General features: G+C 56.1%; 16 protein-coding genes. 6 read left to right on the top strand and 10 right to left on the bottom strand.

Annotation, left to right across the window (positions count from 1 at the left end; genetic code table 11):
- Positions 1-16 precede the first annotated feature (16 nt).
- Positions 17-1471 (bottom strand): PTS cellobiose/arbutin/salicin transporter subunit IIBC, encoded by a 1455-nt coding sequence (gene ascF, locus I6L53_RS04940; RefSeq protein ID WP_042322659.1) that lies wholly within the window; start codon positions 1469-1471, stop codon positions 17-19.
- Positions 1472-1736: 265 nt separating this feature from the next.
- Between ascF and I6L53_RS04945 the strand changes: the two genes are divergently transcribed.
- The 3 genes from I6L53_RS04945 (at position 1737) to hypF (ending at position 5851) form a co-directional block, all read left to right on the top strand.
- The gene (locus I6L53_RS04945) at positions 1737-2750 is read left to right on the top strand and encodes a LacI family DNA-binding transcriptional regulator (RefSeq protein ID WP_042322660.1); all 1014 of its coding nucleotides are present in this window, start codon (positions 1737-1739) and stop codon (positions 2748-2750) included.
- Positions 2751-2895: 145 nt separating this feature from the next.
- A complete protein-coding gene (gene hydN / locus I6L53_RS04950) occupies positions 2896-3441 on the top strand; it encodes an electron transport protein HydN (protein WP_042322661.1) in 546 nt (181 codons plus the stop codon).
- Between the two features lie 148 nt (positions 3442-3589).
- Positions 3590-5851, top strand: coding sequence for a carbamoyltransferase HypF (hypF, locus tag I6L53_RS04955; RefSeq protein ID WP_042322663.1), 2262 nt, complete (start codon positions 3590-3592; stop codon positions 5849-5851).
- Positions 5852-5925: 74 nt separating this feature from the next.
- Here the strand turns inward: hypF and norW are convergent, their stop codons facing one another.
- Together norW and norV are read right to left on the bottom strand one after the other, a co-directional pair.
- Positions 5926-7059 carry an NADH:flavorubredoxin reductase NorW gene (gene norW, locus I6L53_RS04960; RefSeq protein ID WP_042322664.1) on the bottom strand — a complete coding sequence of 378 codons (1134 nt, stop codon included), beginning with the start codon at positions 7057-7059 and terminating at the stop codon, positions 5926-5928.
- On the bottom strand, positions 7056-8498 hold the full coding sequence (norV, locus tag I6L53_RS04965; protein WP_042322665.1) for an anaerobic nitric oxide reductase flavorubredoxin: 1443 nt from the start codon (positions 8496-8498) through the stop codon (positions 7056-7058). The genes norW and norV overlap by 4 nt, the downstream gene beginning before the upstream one ends.
- 188 nt (positions 8499-8686) lie before the next feature.
- Here norV and norR point away from each other — a divergent pair, with 188 nt between their 5' ends.
- Positions 8687-10204 carry a nitric oxide reductase transcriptional regulator NorR gene (gene norR, locus I6L53_RS04970; RefSeq protein ID WP_042322667.1) on the top strand — a complete coding sequence of 506 codons (1518 nt, stop codon included), beginning with the start codon at positions 8687-8689 and terminating at the stop codon, positions 10202-10204.
- Here norR and gutQ read toward each other — a convergent pair.
- The 7 genes from gutQ to srlA form a co-directional block, all read right to left on the bottom strand.
- Complete coding sequence (gutQ, locus tag I6L53_RS04975) at positions 10201-11166, bottom strand: arabinose-5-phosphate isomerase GutQ (protein ID WP_042322669.1); 966 nt, start codon at positions 11164-11166, stop codon at positions 10201-10203. The genes norR and gutQ overlap by 4 nt on opposite strands.
- Positions 11159-11932: a glucitol operon DNA-binding transcriptional repressor SrlR gene (gene srlR / locus I6L53_RS04980; RefSeq protein ID WP_042322672.1), complete on the bottom strand. Its 774-nt coding sequence runs from the start codon at positions 11930-11932 to the stop codon at positions 11159-11161. Before srlR ends, gutQ begins: the two co-directional genes overlap by 8 nt.
- Before the next feature lie 68 nt (positions 11933-12000).
- Positions 12001-12360 carry a transcriptional regulator GutM gene (gutM, locus tag I6L53_RS04985; RefSeq protein ID WP_042322673.1) on the bottom strand — a complete coding sequence of 120 codons (360 nt, stop codon included), beginning with the start codon at positions 12358-12360 and terminating at the stop codon, positions 12001-12003.
- Between the two features lie 91 nt (positions 12361-12451).
- On the bottom strand, positions 12452-13231 hold the full coding sequence (gene srlD, locus I6L53_RS04990; RefSeq protein WP_042322675.1) for a sorbitol-6-phosphate dehydrogenase: 780 nt from the start codon (positions 13229-13231) through the stop codon (positions 12452-12454).
- Between the two features lie 10 nt (positions 13232-13241).
- Positions 13242-13604 (bottom strand): PTS glucitol/sorbitol transporter subunit IIA, encoded by a 363-nt coding sequence (gene srlB / locus I6L53_RS04995; RefSeq protein WP_042322676.1) that lies wholly within the window; start codon positions 13602-13604, stop codon positions 13242-13244.
- An 11-nt stretch (positions 13605-13615) separates the two neighbouring features.
- The gene (srlE, locus tag I6L53_RS05000) at positions 13616-14611 is read right to left on the bottom strand and encodes a PTS glucitol/sorbitol transporter subunit IIB (protein WP_042322678.1); all 996 of its coding nucleotides are present in this window, start codon (positions 14609-14611) and stop codon (positions 13616-13618) included.
- Entirely contained in the window at positions 14608-15171 is a 564-nt protein-coding gene (gene srlA / locus I6L53_RS05005; RefSeq protein WP_042322680.1) for a PTS glucitol/sorbitol transporter subunit IIC, read from the bottom strand. Before srlA ends, srlE begins: the two co-directional genes overlap by 4 nt.
- 269 nt (positions 15172-15440) lie before the next feature.
- Here srlA and mltB point away from each other — a divergent pair, with 269 nt between their 5' ends.
- Both mltB and pncC read left to right on the top strand, forming a co-directional pair.
- Positions 15441-16520 (top strand): lytic murein transglycosylase B, encoded by a 1080-nt coding sequence (mltB, locus tag I6L53_RS05010; RefSeq protein WP_042322681.1) that lies wholly within the window; start codon positions 15441-15443, stop codon positions 16518-16520.
- 143 nt (positions 16521-16663) lie between these two features.
- Positions 16664-17161, top strand: a complete 498-nt coding sequence (gene pncC / locus I6L53_RS05015) for a nicotinamide-nucleotide amidase (RefSeq protein ID WP_042322683.1) — start codon at positions 16664-16666, stop codon at positions 17159-17161.
- The last annotated feature ends 3 nt before the right edge of the window (positions 17162-17164 follow it).

Genomic DNA, 17164 nt, shown 5'->3' on the forward strand with positions numbered 1-17164 from the left:
CCTCAGTGAATAACGGTCAGACGCTGGCGCCTTTTACCGCGGACGGTTGCGCAGCCTGATTTTTTCGTGCCTGTGCGGCAGCATCCTCGACGGGGATATCTTCAAAGCCCAGCAGCAGCGTCAGGACAAATGACAACACTACCGCCAGCGCCATGACGCCGAACACCCAGACGATGGTCATTGGGTTGGCCGGGTCAAAGAACTGAACGCTGGTAAACAGACCCGGAGCCGCCATCGAGTGGCTGGCGAGTCCGGCCATCCCGGCGACCGCACCACAAATGAAGCCGCTGATAAGGCTCGCAATCAACGGACGTTTCAGGCGTACGGCCACGCCGTAGAGGGCGGGTTCCGAAATCCCCGCCATGATGGCCGAGGCCGCCGCTGCCAGCGCAGTCTGGCGCAGTTCCGGGTTTTTCGTTTTCCAGGCAACCGCCAGCGAGGAGCCGCCAAGTGACAGATTGGCGCCAATTTCGGACGGCATTACCATCCCTTCTTTGCCGGTTTCGGCGATGGTCTGGATGATGGTCGGCGTAAAGACGCGGTGCATCCCGGTCATTACCAGTAGCGGCCACAGTGCGCCCATAATGGCGACAGACAGCCAGCCGAGATAACCGTGAATGGTATAGACCAGCGCGGAAATGGCGCTACCGATCCAGATACCAATTGGCCCAATCAGGACGATGGCAAGCGGCGCGGCGATCAGCACGATCAGCATGGGTTTCAGGAAGTTCTTGGTGACCGCGGGCGTAATGCGATCCACCCAGCGTTCGATATATGACAGACACCAGGTCATGACCAGCGCCGGAATAACCGTATAGGTATATTTCACCGCGGTGACCGGGATCAGCGCGAATTCAACGTGCTCGCCCTGTGCCGCTTTCGCCATCAGATCGATAAAGCTCGGATGCACCAGCACCCCGGCAATGGCGATCGCCAGCGACATATTGGTTTTGAATTTTATCGCCGCTGAGGCGGCCACCATCAACGGCAGGAAGAAGAAGGCGCCATCGCCGATCACCGTCAGGATCGTTAAGGTGGAAGAACCTTTTTCCAGTACGCCGGTCATTTCAAGGATCATGGCCAACAGTTTGAGCATCGATCCGCCGATAATCGCCGGGATCAGCGGCGACATGGTGCCGATCAGCGCATCAAGGATCCCCGCGCCAATGCGTCTGAGCGTCAGCTTCGGTTTACCGACGGGAGCGACAGGCTGCATATCGCCGGGCAGCAGGCTGACGACTTCCCGATACGCCTGGGAGACGGTATTGCCGATGATGACCTGACACTGGTTGTCGCTGCGAACCACGCCGAGTACGCCGCTGAGAGTTTTGAGTGTGGCACTGTCGACCAGTGTGTCATCTTTTACGACGAAACGCAGACGCGTCATGCAGTGTGTCACTGCGGTGATGTTGTCGACGCCGCCCAGAGCCGTCACCACGGTGCGCGCCAGCGCTGCATAATTCTTGGACATAGGATTTTTATCCTGTTTTATCAGTAGGGTACGTTTTATTTTTGCCGTACGCTCGCCTGAGCGATCGTCGGTGATGAAACGTTGATGAGAAACCGGTTCCACAAAATCATGAATAGTTTGTATGAGTGTGGCAATGTTTAATTTTATCTATTTTCGTGAATTGTGATTTGAGTCACTTATGGTTTTTGGGCGTGATTTAGCATCAAGGACAACTACGCAGCGGTGAAGTAAACTGCATCTCATTGCGAGAAAAGGAAGAAAACTTATGACGACGATGCTGGAGGTAGCGCAGCGGGCCGGGGTATCGAAGGCGACGGTCTCCAGGGTGCTTTCAGGGAATGGCTACGTCAGCCAGGAAACGAAGGATCGCGTATTTCAGGCGATTGAAGAGAGCGGCTATCGGCCCAACCTGTTGGCGCGAAGCCTTGCGGCGAAAACCAGTCAGACACTGGGACTGGTGGTGACTAACACTCTCTACCATGGCGTCTATTTCAGCGAATTGCTGTTTCATACCGCGCGGATGGCGGAAGACCAGGGGCGTCAGCTTCTGCTTGCCGATGGCAAACACAGCGCGCAAGAAGAGCGCCAGGCGATCCAGTATCTGCTGGACTTGCGTTGCGACGCTATCATGATCTACCCGCGTTTTCTCAGCGTGGATGAGATCGACACCATAATCGACAGCCACTCGCAGCCGATTATGGTGCTTAATCGCCGGTTACGAAAAAACAGCAGCCACTGCGTCTGGTGCGATCAAAAGCAAACCAGTTTTAACGCCGTGGCGGAACTGATTGCCGCAGGCCATCAGCAAATTGCCTTTATTACCGGCTCGATGGACTCCCCGACCGGGGTTGAACGCCTGTCAGGGTACAAAGAGGCGCTGACCCGGCACGGCATCGCCGTCAATGACGAGCTGATCGTCAAAGGCAAATGGACGCCGGCCTGCGGCGCGGCGGGGGTGGACGTGCTGCTTTCTCGCAACGTGACGTTCAGCGCGCTGGTGGCCAGTAATGATGACATGGCGATTGGGGCCATCAAACAACTGCATGACAAGGGGCTGGCCGTACCGTCGCAGGTGTCGGTGATCGGTTTCGACGATATTGCGATGGCACCCTACACTATTCCGGCGCTCTCCAGTGTCAAAATTCCGGTGACGGAGATGATTCAGGAGACGATTGGCCGACTCATTTTCATGCTGGACGGTGGGGCGTTTACGCCTCCGAAAAGCTTTACCGGCACGCTGATTCGCCGTGATTCTGTCGCGTCGATTGCGGCGCAGTAAAAATTGTCACCTGTCATCGTCATTCGTGACGATGACACCGCAATGAGCACCCTCGGTTTTTAAATATCGTTAAATTACAGCAAGATAAAAACTGGCATGATTTGTGAATGTTTCGGCACATTATCTGTCATTGCTGGAGAATTTGATGAACCGTTTCATCATTGCAGACGCCAATAAGTGCATTGGTTGCCGTACCTGTGAAGTGGCCTGCGTGGTCTCCCATCAGGAAAACCAGGACTGCGCGTCACTGACCCCTGAAACCTTTTTACCCCGTATCCATGTGATCAAAGGTGTGAATGTCTCGACGGCGACACTGTGTCGCCAGTGTGAGGACGCGCCGTGTGCGAACGTCTGCCCGAACGGTGCTATCAGCCGTGATAAAGGTTTTGTCCATGTCATGCAGGAACGTTGCATTGGCTGTAAAACCTGCGTGGTGGCTTGCCCGTATGGCGCAATGGAAGTGGTGGTGCGTCCGGTGGTGCGTAACAGCGGCGCGGGTCTGAACGTGCGGGCGGAAAAAGCGGAAGCGAACAAGTGCGATCTCTGTCATCACCGCGACGCGGGTCCGGCCTGCATGGAAGCCTGTCCGACACACGCCCTGATTTGCGTTGACCGCAATAAGCTCGAACAACTCAGCGCTGAGAAACGTCGTCGCGCGGCGCTGGACTCTTCTGCATCGCTGCTTTTCTAATCCCTGAAAATCCGCGTAAAATACGGTAGTACTTATGCCGGATGGCGATGCTCACGCATCTTATCCGGCCTACTGTTCGCATCCCCGTAGGCCTGATAAGCATAGCGCCATCAGGCAAACCGGGATAGATGACTGCGGAAACGACTTAATGGCACTAAACAATCACTCCGGCGTACAGCTACGTATTCGCGGCAAAGTCCAGGGCGTCGGCTTTCGACCCTTTGTCTGGCAACTGGCGCAGCAGCTTCAGTTGCATGGCGACGTCTGTAATGATGGCGACGGCGTGGTGGTTCGATTGCTGGAAGATCCCACGTCGTTTATAAGCGAATTGCGCATCCACTGTCCGCCGCTGGCGCGTATCGACAGCGTGGAGAGTGAGCCATTTCACTGGGGTCTTCAGCCCACTGAGTTCAGCATCCGCCAGAGTGCGGGCGGCACGATGAATACCCAGATCGTGCCCGATGCCGCCACCTGCCCGGCGTGTCTTGCCGAAATGAACACACCTGGTGAACGGCGTTATCGCTATCCGTTTATCAACTGCACCCACTGTGGCCCGCGTTTTACCATTATCCGGGCAATGCCCTACGACCGTCCATTTACCGTGATGGCGTCATTTCCGCTCTGTCCGCAATGTGACAAAGAGTACCGCGATCCCTATGACCGACGTTTTCACGCCCAGCCGGTGGCTTGCCCGGCGTGTGGTCCGCACCTGAGCTGGCTGAACGGTGGACACAAGGCGGAAAAAGAAGCGGCATTGCAGGCTGCGGTTGAAATGCTGAAGGCGGGAGGCATTGTTGCAGTTAAGGGCATCGGCGGGTTTCATCTGGCCTGCGACGCGCGAAACCGCGAGGCGGTGGCAACCCTTCGTGCGCGTAAGCACCGTCCGGCAAAACCACTGGCGGTGATGTTGCCCGATGCGTCGGGCCTGCCGGATGCAGCAACCCGATTGCTGAAAACGCCCGCCGCGCCGATTGTGCTGGTGGATAAACAGCATGTTTCCTCGCTGTGTGACGGTATTGCTCCAGGGTTGACGGAGGTTGGCGTGATGTTGCCCGCTAATCCGTTGCAGCATCTGCTGCTCCAGGCACTGAACGGTCCGCTGGTGATGACGTCCGGCAATCTCAGCGGCAAACCGCCGGCCATCAGCAACGAACAGGCGCTTGAAGATTTACAGGATATTGCAGAAGGTTTCCTGCTGCACAATCGCGACATCGTGCAGCGAATGGATGACTCCGTGGTGCGTGAAAGCGGCGAAATGCTGCGCCGCTCGCGGGGATATGTCCCGGACGCGCTGGCGCTGCCACCGGGATTTCACCAGGTGCCGCCGATGCTCTGTCTGGGCGCGGATCTGAAAAACACCTTCTGTCTGGTACGCGGTGAGCAGGCGGTGATCAGCCAGCATCTTGGCGATCTCAGTGACGACGGGATCCAGCATCAGTGGCGTGACGCGCTGCGGTTGATCCAGAACATCTATGACTTCACGCCGCAACGCATTGTTCGCGATGCCCATCCGGGGTACGTTTCCAGCCAGTGGGCCAGTGAAATGAACCTGCCGACAGAGGTTGTGTTACATCATCATGCCCATGCCGCGGCCTGTTTGGCCGAACACGGCTGGCCGTTGGACGGTGGCGATGTCATCGCCCTGACGCTGGACGGCATCGGGATGGGGGACGCAGGCGCGCTGTGGGGCGGAGAGTGTCTGCGGGTGAACTACCGTGAATGCGAGCATCTTGGTGGACTGCCCGCCGTGGCGCTTGCCGGTGGCGATCTTGCCGCGAAGCAACCCTGGCGTAATCTGTTAGCGCAGTGCCTGCGTTTTGTGCCGGACTGGCAATGCTATCCGGAAACCGCCAGCGTGCAACGGCAGAACTGGAACGTGCTGGCGCGCGCGATTGAGCGCGGGATTAACGCCCCGCTGGCCTCGTCCTGTGGGCGTCTGTTTGATGCGGTTGCCGCGGCGCTGAACTGCGCGCCAGAATCACTCAGTTATGAAGGTGAGGCCGCCTGTGCGCTGGAGGCACTGGCGTCGCAATGCGTGGGCGTTACACATCCGGTGACTCTGCCGCTGGTGGGGAATCAACTCGATCTGACAACCTTCTGGTCGCAGTGGTTAAACTGGCAGGCCACGCCCGCCGAACGCGCATGGGCCTTCCACGATGCACTGGCGCAAGGGTTTGCTGTCATGCTACGCGAACAGGCCACCGCGCGTGGTATTAACACGCTGGTGTTCGGCGGTGGGGTGATGCACAACCGGTTACTGTCGGCGCGGCTGGCTTGTTATCTGGCAGATTTCACGCTGCTGTTCCCGCAGCAGTTACCGGCCGGCGACGGCGGACTGTCGCTGGGGCAGGGGGTAATTGCCGCGGCGCGTGGGATGAACCATCGTGATATGCCGGATGGCGACGCGTAGCGTCTTATCCGGCCTGCAAAACGTCGTGTGTCGTAGGCCGGATAAGGCGTAGCCGCCATCCGGCATCCCATCATTTACACGGGCAGTGTTTTCAACAGGGTGAAAGCCTCCTTCATTCTGTCTTCGCTCACCACGAAGGCGCGGAGTTGGCCTTCACCGTTCATCCCTTTGGCAACCATCCCGTCAGATTCTGCGACGATATGCCAGTTCAGATCGCAGCGCTGGGTTTCCCCTGCCAGGTGCAAAGGCAGTTCCGGCGTTTTGATTTTGACTAACATGGCGGGCAACTTCAGCGGCGCGTTGCCGCCGAGCAGGTTCTTCGCCAGATACATGGCGCTGAGCTGAATCGGCTGCAGGAACGGCAATACCTGACCGTTAATTTCCGCGCAGTCGCCAATAGCATAAATATCGGGGTTGCTGGTTTGCAGGCAACTGTTGACACAAACGCCGCGGTTGAGCGTTAACCCGGCGCGACGCGCCAGCGCCGTTTCGGGGCGCAGGCCGGTGGCGGCAATCACTGCATCAACGTCGATGCTGCGCTCGCGATCGAACGTCGCACGAATAGCGGATGCGGTTTTCTCCAGACCCAGCAACTGTGATTTCAGCAGCAGGTGCACGCCCATATCGATAAGGTGATGCTGTAAGCGACTGCTCACTTCTGGTGGCATCAGCGAGGCGAGAAGACTGGCGGCGTTATCAATCAGCGTGACCGCTTTACCCGCGCGGCAGAAATCCATTGCCAGCTCAGTACCAATCAGTCCGCCACCGACAATCAGCACCCGCTGAGCGTCGCGTAGCTGTGTTTCGCAGGCGCGGTACTCCTGCTGGCTGTTCAATGTGAGCATTAACTCACGTCCTGCTATCGGGGGAACAAAGGCCGCTGCACCCGTGGCCAGCACCAGTTTGTCATATTGCCACTGCTTATCCTGACTCTTGACGACGTGGGCATCGGCATCAATGTCGGTGATCCCGGTGTGCGGAAAGAGACGCAGATTGAACTGTTCGGCAAACTCCCCCGCCGACTGGCGGGTGAGGTCGTCGGCATGCTGCGCCTGGCTTATCACATGGCTGAGATCGGGCTTGTTGTACTCATCCATGCTGTCAGCCGCAATCAGGGTTAACGGGACATCCGCGTTCTGCTTACGAATGTTTTTAACTAACTGGCGGGCGGCGAAGCCCGAACCAATAATGACGATTCCCCGGCTCATTTTGCCTCCGTTGCCAGCACGTCGAAGACGTCTTTGCCTAATGAACATTCCGGGCACAGGAAGTTATCCGGTACGTCGCTCCACGGCGTACCCGGCGCGACGTCCTGCAACGGTTCACCTTTAGCCGGATCGTAAATCCACTGGCACACGCTGCACTGCATGCAGGGACCGAGGTCGGCTGCCGCTGCGGTGGCGCAGGCGTTTTCTTTCATCGTCGCTTGCTCACCGGCTTCCGGCAGCGGCGAGAGTGCCCACTGACGGGCGATGTCGCGGCCGTGCTGACGGCACAGTTCCAGCGCATCCAGATCCGGACGCCATTTAGCCTTCAGGCTCAGTGACATTTCAAAACCGGCATCCTGTAAACGGGTGGATAAGCGGTCGACCGCACCACCGCTCCAGCCGTGGGATCCAAAGGCGCTGGCTCGTTTGTTACGAAAACGCAGCCCGGTCATCTCTTCCACCAGTCCGGCGATTTTCGGCATCATCACGTTGTTCATCGTGGAGGTGCCGACCAGCACGCCCTTAGAGCGGAAGACGTTGGTCAGGATTTCATTTTTATCGCTGCGAGCGACGTTAAAGATCTTCACCGCCACGTTTGGGTCGACTTCGTTAATCCCCTGGGCTATCGCATCCGCCATCATGCGGGTGTTATTGGACATGGTGTCGTAGAAAATCGTGATCCTGTCTTCCTGGTAGTCCGCCGCCCATTTCAGATACAACTCAACAATCTGGGTTGGATTATCGCGCCAGACCACACCGTGAGAGGTGGCAATCATATCCACCGGCAGGTTGAAGCCGAGGATTTCGCTGATTTTCGGCGTCACCAGTCGGCTGAACGGGGTCAGGATGTTGGCGTAATAGCGCTGGCACTGCTCGAACAGTTCGGTTTGGTCCACTTCATCGTTAAACAGACGTTCGTCACAGTAGTGCTGACCAAAAGCGTCGTTACTGAACAGGACGGCATCGCCGGTCATATAGGTCATCATGCTGTCCGGCCAGTGCAGCATTGGCGTTTCCACGAAGATCAACTGTTTGCCATTGCCGATATCCAGCGTGTCGCCAGTTTTCACAACGTTAAAATTCCACTCCGGATGGTGGTGATGGCCGGTAATTGAGTCGATCGCGTTGGCGGTGCAGTAGATGGGCGTATCCGGGATCTGCATCATCAGTTCGGTCAGCGCCCCGGCGTGATCTTCTTCTGCATGATTGATAATGATGTAATCGATGTCTGCGAGGTCAATTTCATTACGCAGGTTCTGCACAAATTCGCGGCTGAATTTATGATCGACGGTATCGATCAGAACATTTTTTTCTTCACGGATGAGATAACTGTTGTAGCTGCTGCCGCGCAGCGTTTTGTATTCAGTTCCGTGGAAATCGCGCACTTCCCAGTCACGTTGGCCAACCCAATGAATGTTATTTTTAACCAGAATAGACATAGCAACCTCAATTAATTCAGCGTTGTTTAAATACGTTGTGTTGCTTATTGCAGGTCGTGTGCCAACTTTTTAATTTATTGATTTATAATAAATTATTGTTTTTATACTCACCAGGTGGTAGTCAAAAAGACTATCCACAGAACAGTCAATATGACACTATGAATTGTCAAAATGACTGTGAGGACACCATGAGTTTTTCCGTTGATGTGCTGGCGGGGATCGCCATTGAATTACAGCGCGGGGTGGGGCATCAGGACAGATTTCAACGTCTGATTACCACCCTGCGCCAGGTGCTGGAGTGCGACGCCTCTGCGCTGCTGCGCTATGAGGCGCGCCAGTTTATCCCGCTGGCGATTGACGGTCTTGCACGCGATGTGCTTGGCAGACGTTTTACCCTGGAAGGACATCCCCGGCTGGAGGCCATCGCCCGCGCCGGGGACGTGGTGCGCTTTCCGGCGGACAGTTCCCTGCCCGATCCGTATGACGGGCTGATCCCGGGACAGGAGAGCCTGAAAGTGCACGCCTGCATTGGGTTGCCGCTTTTTGCCGGACAGAACCTGATTGGCGCGCTGACCCTCGACGGGATGGAACCGGATCAGTTTGATGTTTTCAGCGATGAGGAGTTACGACTCATCGCCGCGCTGGCAGCTGGTGCGCTCAACAATGCGCTGCTGATTGAACAACTGGAAAGTCAGAATATGCTTCCAGGTTCGGGTACCGATTTCGAACAGGTAAAAGAGACGCAGATGATTGGCCTCTCGCCGAACATGATGCAGCTGAAAAAAGAGATCGAGATAGTGGCAAGCTCCGATCTCAATGTGTTAATCAGCGGCGAAACCGGCACCGGGAAAGAGCTGGTGGCGAAGGCGATTCATGAGGGGTCACCCCGCGCGGTCAACCCGCTGGTTTATCTGAACTGTGCCGCGCTGCCGGAAAGTGTGGCGGAGAGTGAACTGTTTGGTCATGTGAAAGGGGCATTTACCGGGGCCATCAGCAATCGCAGCGGGAAGTTTGAGATGGCTGATAACGGCACGCTGTTTCTTGATGAAATTGGCGAACTGTCGCTGGCGCTACAGGCCAAACTACTTCGCGTATTGCAGTACGGCGATATTCAACGTGTCGGCGATGACCGCAGTCTGCGCGTGGATGTGCGCGTGTTGGCGGCGACCAACCGCGATCTGCGCGAAGAGGTGCTGGCGGGACGTTTTCGCGCCGATCTGTTTCATCGCCTGAGCGTGTTCCCGCTTTCCGTCCCTCCGCTACGTGAACGCGGTGAGGATGTGGTGCTGCTGGCGGGCTATTTTTGCGAGCAGTGCCGACTACGGCTGGGGCTTTCCCGCGTGGTGCTTAGTCCTGGAGCGCGCAGCCATTTGTTGAATTACGGCTGGCCGGGTAATGTGCGTGAACTGGAACATGCCATTCATCGGGCGGTGGTGCTGGCGCGGGCGACCCGGGCCAGAAACGACATAGTACTGGAAGTGCCGCATTTCGCGTTACAGGAGGAGGCGATGACGTCGCAAACAGAAGTGGCGGCGGATTTACCGCGTAATCGCAATTTGCGCGAGGCGACGGAGGCGTTCCAGCGGGAGATAATCCGCCAGGCGCTGGCGCAACACAATCACAACTGGGCGGCCAGCGCGCGGGCGCTTGAAACGGACGTCGCCAACCTGCACCGGCTGGCGAAGCGTCTGGGGCTGAAGGATTAGATGATCCCGGCCTGGTAGAAATCCTGCAAGTTGATGGCGCCGGTAAGTTTACCGGTTTCATCCACCACCGGTGCGGCGGTGATTTTGCGCTTCATCAGGATCTCTTTGGCATCAATCGCCCGACTTTCTGACTGTAAGGTGATGCCGTTGCGGGTCATTGCTTCACTGACCGGCGTGGTAAGCGCGCCGCCGCCAACCAGCCAGCGACGCAGGTCGCCATCGGTAAAGACGCCTTTCACCTGCATCTGGTCGTCGCAAACGGCGACCAGACCCAGACCGGTACGGCTTAACTCCAGCATCGCATCCATCACGCTGGTGGCGAGCTGAACCTGCGGGACGGCATCGTCGCGGCGCATCAGGTGATGCACTTTATTGAGCAAACGCGCCCCGAGCGCACCGGCCGGATGCGAGCGGGCAAAATCCTCTTCATTGAACCCACGTGCCTGCATGACCGCCATTGCCAGCGCGTCGCCCATCATCAGGGTATTAACGGTGCTGGAGGTCGGAGCCAGGTGCATCGGGCAGGCTTCGCGCTCAACGGAAATATCCAGAACGGCTTTCGCCGCCAGACCCAGCGGTGAATTGGGTTTGCCGGTCATGGCCAGCAGGGCGATGGATTTATCTTCCAGGCGAGGAATGATGAGATCCAGCTCTTTTGCGCCGCCGGAATAGGAGATGAACAACATCACGTCGCGGCTTTCGATCATCCCCAGATCGCCATGCAGCGCTTCGGCAGGATGAACAAAAAAGGCTGGGGTGCCCGTACTGGCGAGCGTCGCGGCGATTTTCTTACCAATATGTCCCGACTTGCCGATACCCGAGACAACCACTTTGCCTTCGCAGTGGATAATGATATTGGCGGCACGGATAAAATCATCACCCAGACGTTCCGGCAGACGGCTTGCTTCCTGTAATTCCAGCATTAACGTCTGGCGGCCCGCGTTCAGTAGTGCATCACTCATTGGTTTCTCCGGTTATAATCACTTCAATCCCTTTCTCTTCCAGCGCCTGACGAAATGCGGGATCAATACCCGCGTCGGTAATCAGTTTGTCGACGCTTTCCAGGCTGCACACAACATTCGGACTCTTGCGACCAAACTTGGATGAGTCCGCCATCAGGATCACTTCGCGAGCGGCGTTGCACATCGCTTTGCTGACGGTGTAGACCTCATTAAAAGTGGTCACGCCGGCGCTGAGATCAATGCCGTCGGTGCCCATGAAGAGTTTATCAAAACTGAACTGCTCAAAGGCGTTTTCCGCGAGCTGTCCATGAAAAGAGGCCGATTTTTTACGGAATGTCCCGCCGGGCATCAGGATGGTTTGTTCGTTGTCTAACTCGGACAGCGCGTTGACGATATGCAGGCTGTTGGTCATGACGGTGATATTGCTAAAACGGGTAAGCATCGGCACCATTTGTAGCACGGTGCTCCCGGCATCCAGAATGATGGAGTCGCCATCGTGGATAAAGCGGACGGCGGCTTCAGCAATACGTTCTTTCTTGAGCGTATTGATCAGCGTTTTGTGATCGATAGGCGGATCGGACTCCTCTTTATTTAACATCACGCCGCCATAGGTACGAATGACGGTTTCGGCATTTTCCAGAACGACAAGGTCTTTGCGAATGGTTGTGCCCGTGGTGTCAAAGTACTGGGCCAGTTCTTCTACTGAGCATTTCCCCTGCTTTTGCAGATGCTCAAGAATAGCGGCCTGACGCTGACGAGGTTTCATTGGTGTAATTACCCTGAATTAAATTTGCGAAGTGATAATTTCGCAAGCTATTAGCATTCACAACGAAATTACCCATGTTTCAGACTAAGCGCCAATGATAGTGCATTCTGCGACAACGGATCATGGGGAAAGATCACATCAGGCTGTAATTCATTAAGATGTTTGCCCTGAATGGCGGCGATTTTGCCTGGTCGGGCGAATACGGTGAGACCTTTCATAAACAAAGTATCGGTGACCCGGCGATCGTCATCGAGAGCGACGGCGACAACGACGCGCGGTTTAAAACGTCCTCCCGAACGCCCCACGCCGACATGTCCCTGCAGGCAAAGTTGGTCAAACGCTTTGTTAAAGCGCGATATTTGCCAGTACCCCAGCGCCAGTTGCGCGCACCAGGCAATGACGGCGACGGTAATGAGTGCGGATACCATATTGTGCTCCTTTTATTTTGCCGGATGGCGGTTTCACCTTATCCGGCCTACGGGTAAGCCCGGCAAGCATAGCGTCACCGGGCGAGACCCATTAGAACATCACCTGACCGCCAGTCACATTGATTGACTGTCCGGTGCAGTACGACGCTTTCTGGCTGGCATAGAATAACAGCATGTTCAGCACATCCTGATAGTCGCAGCCGCGCTTCAGTGGAACCTTATCAATGTAATACTGCTCCACTTCGTCAGGCTCAATGCCTAACTTGGTGGCGTACTGCGGCAGCAGCGACTGGAACATCGGTGACTTCAACAGGTTGCCGAGCATCAGCGAATGCACGGTAATGCCATATTCCGCCAGATCCAGCGCCAGCGACTGCGTTAATCCCACGCCGCCAAATTTTGCCGCACTGTAGCCGGAGTTGTGTTTGCTGCCCACTTTACCGGATTTGGAGTTGATCTGAATAATGCGTCCCTGAATACCATCGCGAATCATCAGACGGGAGAATTCGCGCGCGCAGAGGAAGTAGCCCACCAGATTCACCTGCAGCGAGCGGTCAAAATCGCCGAGCTGGAAGTCACTGATAAATGCCGCTTTGGCGATACCCGCGCTGTAAACCAGCAGATCCACGCGGCCAAAAATCTCATCTACACCGCGAGAGAGCGCGAGTACGCTCTGTTCGCTGGTGGCGTCGGCACCAAAACCGTAGGCGATGCCTTCGCCAAACTCTGCGTTAATCTCCTGTGCGACGTTCGCAGCTTTATCACTCTGAATGTCTACAACCGCAACGCGATACCCTTCTGCTGCAAGCCCACGGCAAAGGAATGCCCCCAGGGTCTGTCCTCCACCAATGACAACGGCAACCTGATTCATTTTTCTCTCCTTAAGCGACAAACTTCAAAATACAGCCCGGTGCGATGTCGTCCGGGACAGGCCCCGCAACGTGCACGGTGCCGGGAAATTCCGCTTCGCTCAGTCCGTCGAAGCGCAGGGTGATGTGCCCCAGTTCACGTAAATTCTGTTCGGCAACGCTGCCGACGGCGGTGACCGGATAACGATGCTGACCCAGTTCGAACTGCGCGCCGGGCTGCAGCGGGCCGTTCAGTTCGCCATGACAATGGATAAAGCAAAACTCCTCGATATCCGCAGGCGCGCCCTCACGAAAAGTAATCAGCATCTGGTCGCAGAGCGCATCCGGTGCGCTCTGGCCGATACGGGTGATGGTGGTCTGATAAATAACGGTCATGTCGAAACCTCTTATTGGTAAATAAAGCCGGAAACAAACCAGGCGATGAGAACGGTTGGCGCCCCCGTCAGGAAGCGGCTCACCAGTACCGACGGTACGCCGACGCGAACCGTGTCCTGACGCGCTTCGGCCAGCGACAGACCGACCGGGATAAAGTCACAGGCGGCCTGGGCGTTGATAGCAAACAGCGCGGGCAGCGCCAGGTGTGGCGGGATGTTGCCCAGACCAATTTGCACGCCGATCAGGACGCCGATAACCTGCGCAATTACCGCACCAGGGCCGAGGAATGGCGACAGCAGCGGGAAGGAACAGATCAGCGCCAGCGTCACCAGACCCAGAGGATGGCTGGCAAGCGGTGCCAGTCCGTGGGCGATCCAATCACCCAGGCCCGAGGCCATGATGATGCCGATCAGCGCCGAGACGAATGCCATAAACGGCAGAATGGTTTTCAGTACCGTATCAATGGTGTCGCGACCAGACTGGAACAGTACGGCCACCGCCGACCCCATCCCCATGCCGACTTTCGCCAGCAGGCCATCGCTCTGTTCTGTGATCTTTTTACTGGTGTCGTAATCGCGCCCGGCGGTGGTATTTGTCGGTTGCTGTTGCTGTTGCTGTTGCTGTTGCTGGGCAGCAGACGCGTCGCCCACCACGGTAATGTTGTCTTCCCTGACGCCAGAGACATAGATGTCTTCAACGATGTACTGGGCCAGCGGACCGGATTTACCGGTTGAGTGAATGTTCACGGTCGGGATACGGCGTTTGGGATAGATCCCGCAGCGCAGCGTCCCGCCACAGTCGATGATGGCGACGCCGATTTCGTCTTCCGGCGGCTCGCCCTCTTTAAAGCCATCGACAGCCTGCCATCCGGTTAACTGCGCCAGTTTGTCGACAATCGCCGGGCGCGTGCCCGCGGTGATGTAGACAATTTTCTTGCCAGCGGTCACGTCCAGCTCTAACGGACCACCCCAGCCGCCAGTTCCTCTTTCAATACGAATACGCGTCATGATGCTGCTCCTGCAAGGTGGACTTTCTGCTCAAGTTGGATACCCATCTTTTTCTCAAAGATGGAGGTCGTAAGATCCGTGACCCAGCCACGAAAGAAGTTGGTGACCAGACCGACCAGCAGATAGCTCACTGCCAGCGGGCCGAGTGGGAGACCTAACGTGGTCAGGCCGCTGGCGATACCGAGATAAACGAACAGTTCGCCGGGGTTGATATGCGGGAACAGGCCATTCATCGAGTGACAGCTGTAAGAGGCGGCTGCGTAGTAGCTGGGCTTGTATTTCTCTGGCATAAAGCGGCCCAGACTCAGGGTCATGGGGTTACAAAATACAAACGTGCCAATAAAGGGCAGAATCAGATAACGGGACAACGGATTCCCGGCACAGCGCTGGGCGAAGCGTTCGATCCGCTGCTGGCCGATAAAGTTGATCAGCGCATTCATGATGACCAGCAGACTGATCAGCAGTGGAAGAATACCGGTGACCATTCCGGTAAATACCTCTCCACCTTTCTGGAACAGCCCGATGAACCACTCTGCTCCATGTGTAATGGTTTCGATCATTATTCTCTCCTGTAGGGATTTTTAGTTATCTTGCGAATGGGTGACTCATTTTAATCAGATTGAAAGAAATAAAAGTGTTATTTTGATCTCAAAATGAAAGTGAAATATTTTAAGTTGAAAGTTTTTGCGGAAAAGAAAGAATGTACTGACGATCAAACGAGGGGAAGTGATACGTAAATAGTGTGATGGAAAGCGTCTGGTGCTTCCTTGTATGGCGGAGGATGCTTTACCATACTTCTCTCTGGCTGAATCTGTTTAATGGATGTCTCATGTTCAAGCGTCGTTATGTAGCATTGCTTCCCCTGTTTGTGTTACTTGCTGCCTGTAGTAGCAAACCGAAACCTCAAGAGCCTCAAACGACAACGGGGACGCCTTCCGGCGGTTTCCTGCTTGAGCCCCAGCACAACGTTATGCAGATGGGAGGCGACTTTGCCAATAACCCGAATGCACAACAGTTCATTGATGAGATGGTGAACAAGCATGGTTTTAATCGTCAGCAGTTGCAGGAGATCCTGTCGCAGGCGAAGCGTCTGGATTACGTTTTACGTCTGATGGACAGGCAGGCACCGACCACGCAGCCGCCAGCCGGACCTAACGGCGCATGGCTGCGCTACCGCAAACAGTTCATTACCCCGGATAACGTGCAAAACGGCGTAGCGTTCTGGAATCAGTATGAAGACGCGCTGAACCGCGCCTGGCAGGTTTATGGCGTTCCGCCGGAGATAATCGTAGGCATTATTGGCGTGGAAACCCGCTGGGGCCGCGTGATGGGAAAAACGCGCATTCTGGATGCGCTGGCGACGCTGTCGTTTAACTATCCGCGTCGTGCGGAGTACTTCTCTGGTGAACTGGAAACGTTCCTGCTGATGGCGCGTAACGAACAGGATGATCCATTAGATCTGAAAGGTTCTTTTGCCGGTGCGATGGGCTACGGACAGTTTATGCCATCGTCCTATAAAGAGTACGCGGTGGATTTCAACGGCGACGGCCACATCAACCTGTGGGATCCGGTCGATGCCATCGGCAGTGTAGCGAATTACTTCAAAGCGCACGGTTGGGTGAAGGGCGACACGGTGGCGGTGATGGCAAACGGTCAGGCACCGGGGCTGGCGAATGGCTTTAAAACGCAGTACAGCCTTTCTCAACTGGCGGCAGCCGGATTAACGCCGCAACAACCGCTGGGCAACCATCAACAGGTGAGCCTGTTGCGGCTGGATATCGGCACCGGTTACCAGTACTGGTACGGCCTGCCGAACTTCTATGCCATTACCCGCTACAACCACAGTACCCATTATGCGATGGCGGTGTGGCAGTTGGGCCAGGCGGTAGCACTGGCACGCGTGCAGTAACGGTTTTTACCCAGGGGAGTTTCGGCTTCCCTGGGCCGCACACGTTTTTTCGGAATCCCCCTCGTAAAATTGTCACCTCATCCCCATCTCTGTCGGGAAAGTGCTATCTTGTCCGGCATATTTTTTAACTGACAGAGGCTGATATGACTGACAGTGAACTGATGCAGTTAAGTGAACAGGTCGGGCTGGCGCTGAAAGCGCGTGGTGCGACGGTGACTACCGCAGAGTCCTGCACCGGTGGTTGGGTGGCGAAAGCCATTACCGATATTGCCGGTAGCTCCGCCTGGTTCGAGCGCGGTTTTGTTACGTACAGTAACGAAGCAAAATCGCAGATGATAGGCGTGCGCGAAGAGACGCTGGCACAGCATGGCGCGGTCAGTGAGCCGGTGGTGGTTGAGATGGCGATTGGCGCACTGAAAGCGGCACGCGCCGATTTTGCTGTCTCCATCAGCGGGATTGCCGGGCCGGATGGCGGCAGCGAAGCGAAACCGGTCGGCACCGTGTGGTTCGCCTTCGCCAGCGTGCGCGGAGAAGGGATTACCCGTCGGGAATGCTTTAGCGGCGACCGTGATGCGGTGCGTCGGCAAGCCACGGCTTATGCGTTGCAAACCCTGTGGCAACAATTTCTACAAAATACTTGATAC

This window comes from Citrobacter farmeri (assembly GCF_019048065.1).
Lineage (GTDB): Bacteria > Pseudomonadota > Gammaproteobacteria > Enterobacterales > Enterobacteriaceae > Citrobacter_A > Citrobacter_A farmeri.

Coding starts and splice junctions, on each gene's coding strand:
- ascF (WP_042322659.1), bottom strand. CDS start 1,471: ATGTCCAAGAATTATGCAGCGCTGGCGCGCACCGTGGTGACGGCTCTG.
- I6L53_RS04945 (WP_042322660.1), top strand. CDS start 1,737: ATGACGACGATGCTGGAGGTAGCGCAGCGGGCCGGGGTATCGAAGGCG.
- hydN (WP_042322661.1), top strand. CDS start 2,896: ATGAACCGTTTCATCATTGCAGACGCCAATAAGTGCATTGGTTGCCGT.
- hypF (WP_042322663.1), top strand. CDS start 3,590: ATGGCACTAAACAATCACTCCGGCGTACAGCTACGTATTCGCGGCAAA.
- norW (WP_042322664.1), bottom strand. CDS start 7,059: ATGAGCCGGGGAATCGTCATTATTGGTTCGGGCTTCGCCGCCCGCCAG.
- norV (WP_042322665.1), bottom strand. CDS start 8,498: ATGTCTATTCTGGTTAAAAATAACATTCATTGGGTTGGCCAACGTGAC.
- norR (WP_042322667.1), top strand. CDS start 8,687: ATGAGTTTTTCCGTTGATGTGCTGGCGGGGATCGCCATTGAATTACAG.
- gutQ (WP_042322669.1), bottom strand. CDS start 11,166: ATGAGTGATGCACTACTGAACGCGGGCCGCCAGACGTTAATGCTGGAA.
- srlR (WP_042322672.1), bottom strand. CDS start 11,932: ATGAAACCTCGTCAGCGTCAGGCCGCTATTCTTGAGCATCTGCAAAAG.
- gutM (WP_042322673.1), bottom strand. CDS start 12,360: ATGGTATCCGCACTCATTACCGTCGCCGTCATTGCCTGGTGCGCGCAA.
- srlD (WP_042322675.1), bottom strand. CDS start 13,231: ATGAATCAGGTTGCCGTTGTCATTGGTGGAGGACAGACCCTGGGGGCA.
- srlB (WP_042322676.1), bottom strand. CDS start 13,604: ATGACCGTTATTTATCAGACCACCATCACCCGTATCGGCCAGAGCGCA.
- srlE (WP_042322678.1), bottom strand. CDS start 14,611: ATGACGCGTATTCGTATTGAAAGAGGAACTGGCGGCTGGGGTGGTCCG.
- srlA (WP_042322680.1), bottom strand. CDS start 15,171: ATGATCGAAACCATTACACATGGAGCAGAGTGGTTCATCGGGCTGTTC.
- mltB (WP_042322681.1), top strand. CDS start 15,441: ATGTTCAAGCGTCGTTATGTAGCATTGCTTCCCCTGTTTGTGTTACTT.
- pncC (WP_042322683.1), top strand. CDS start 16,664: ATGACTGACAGTGAACTGATGCAGTTAAGTGAACAGGTCGGGCTGGCG.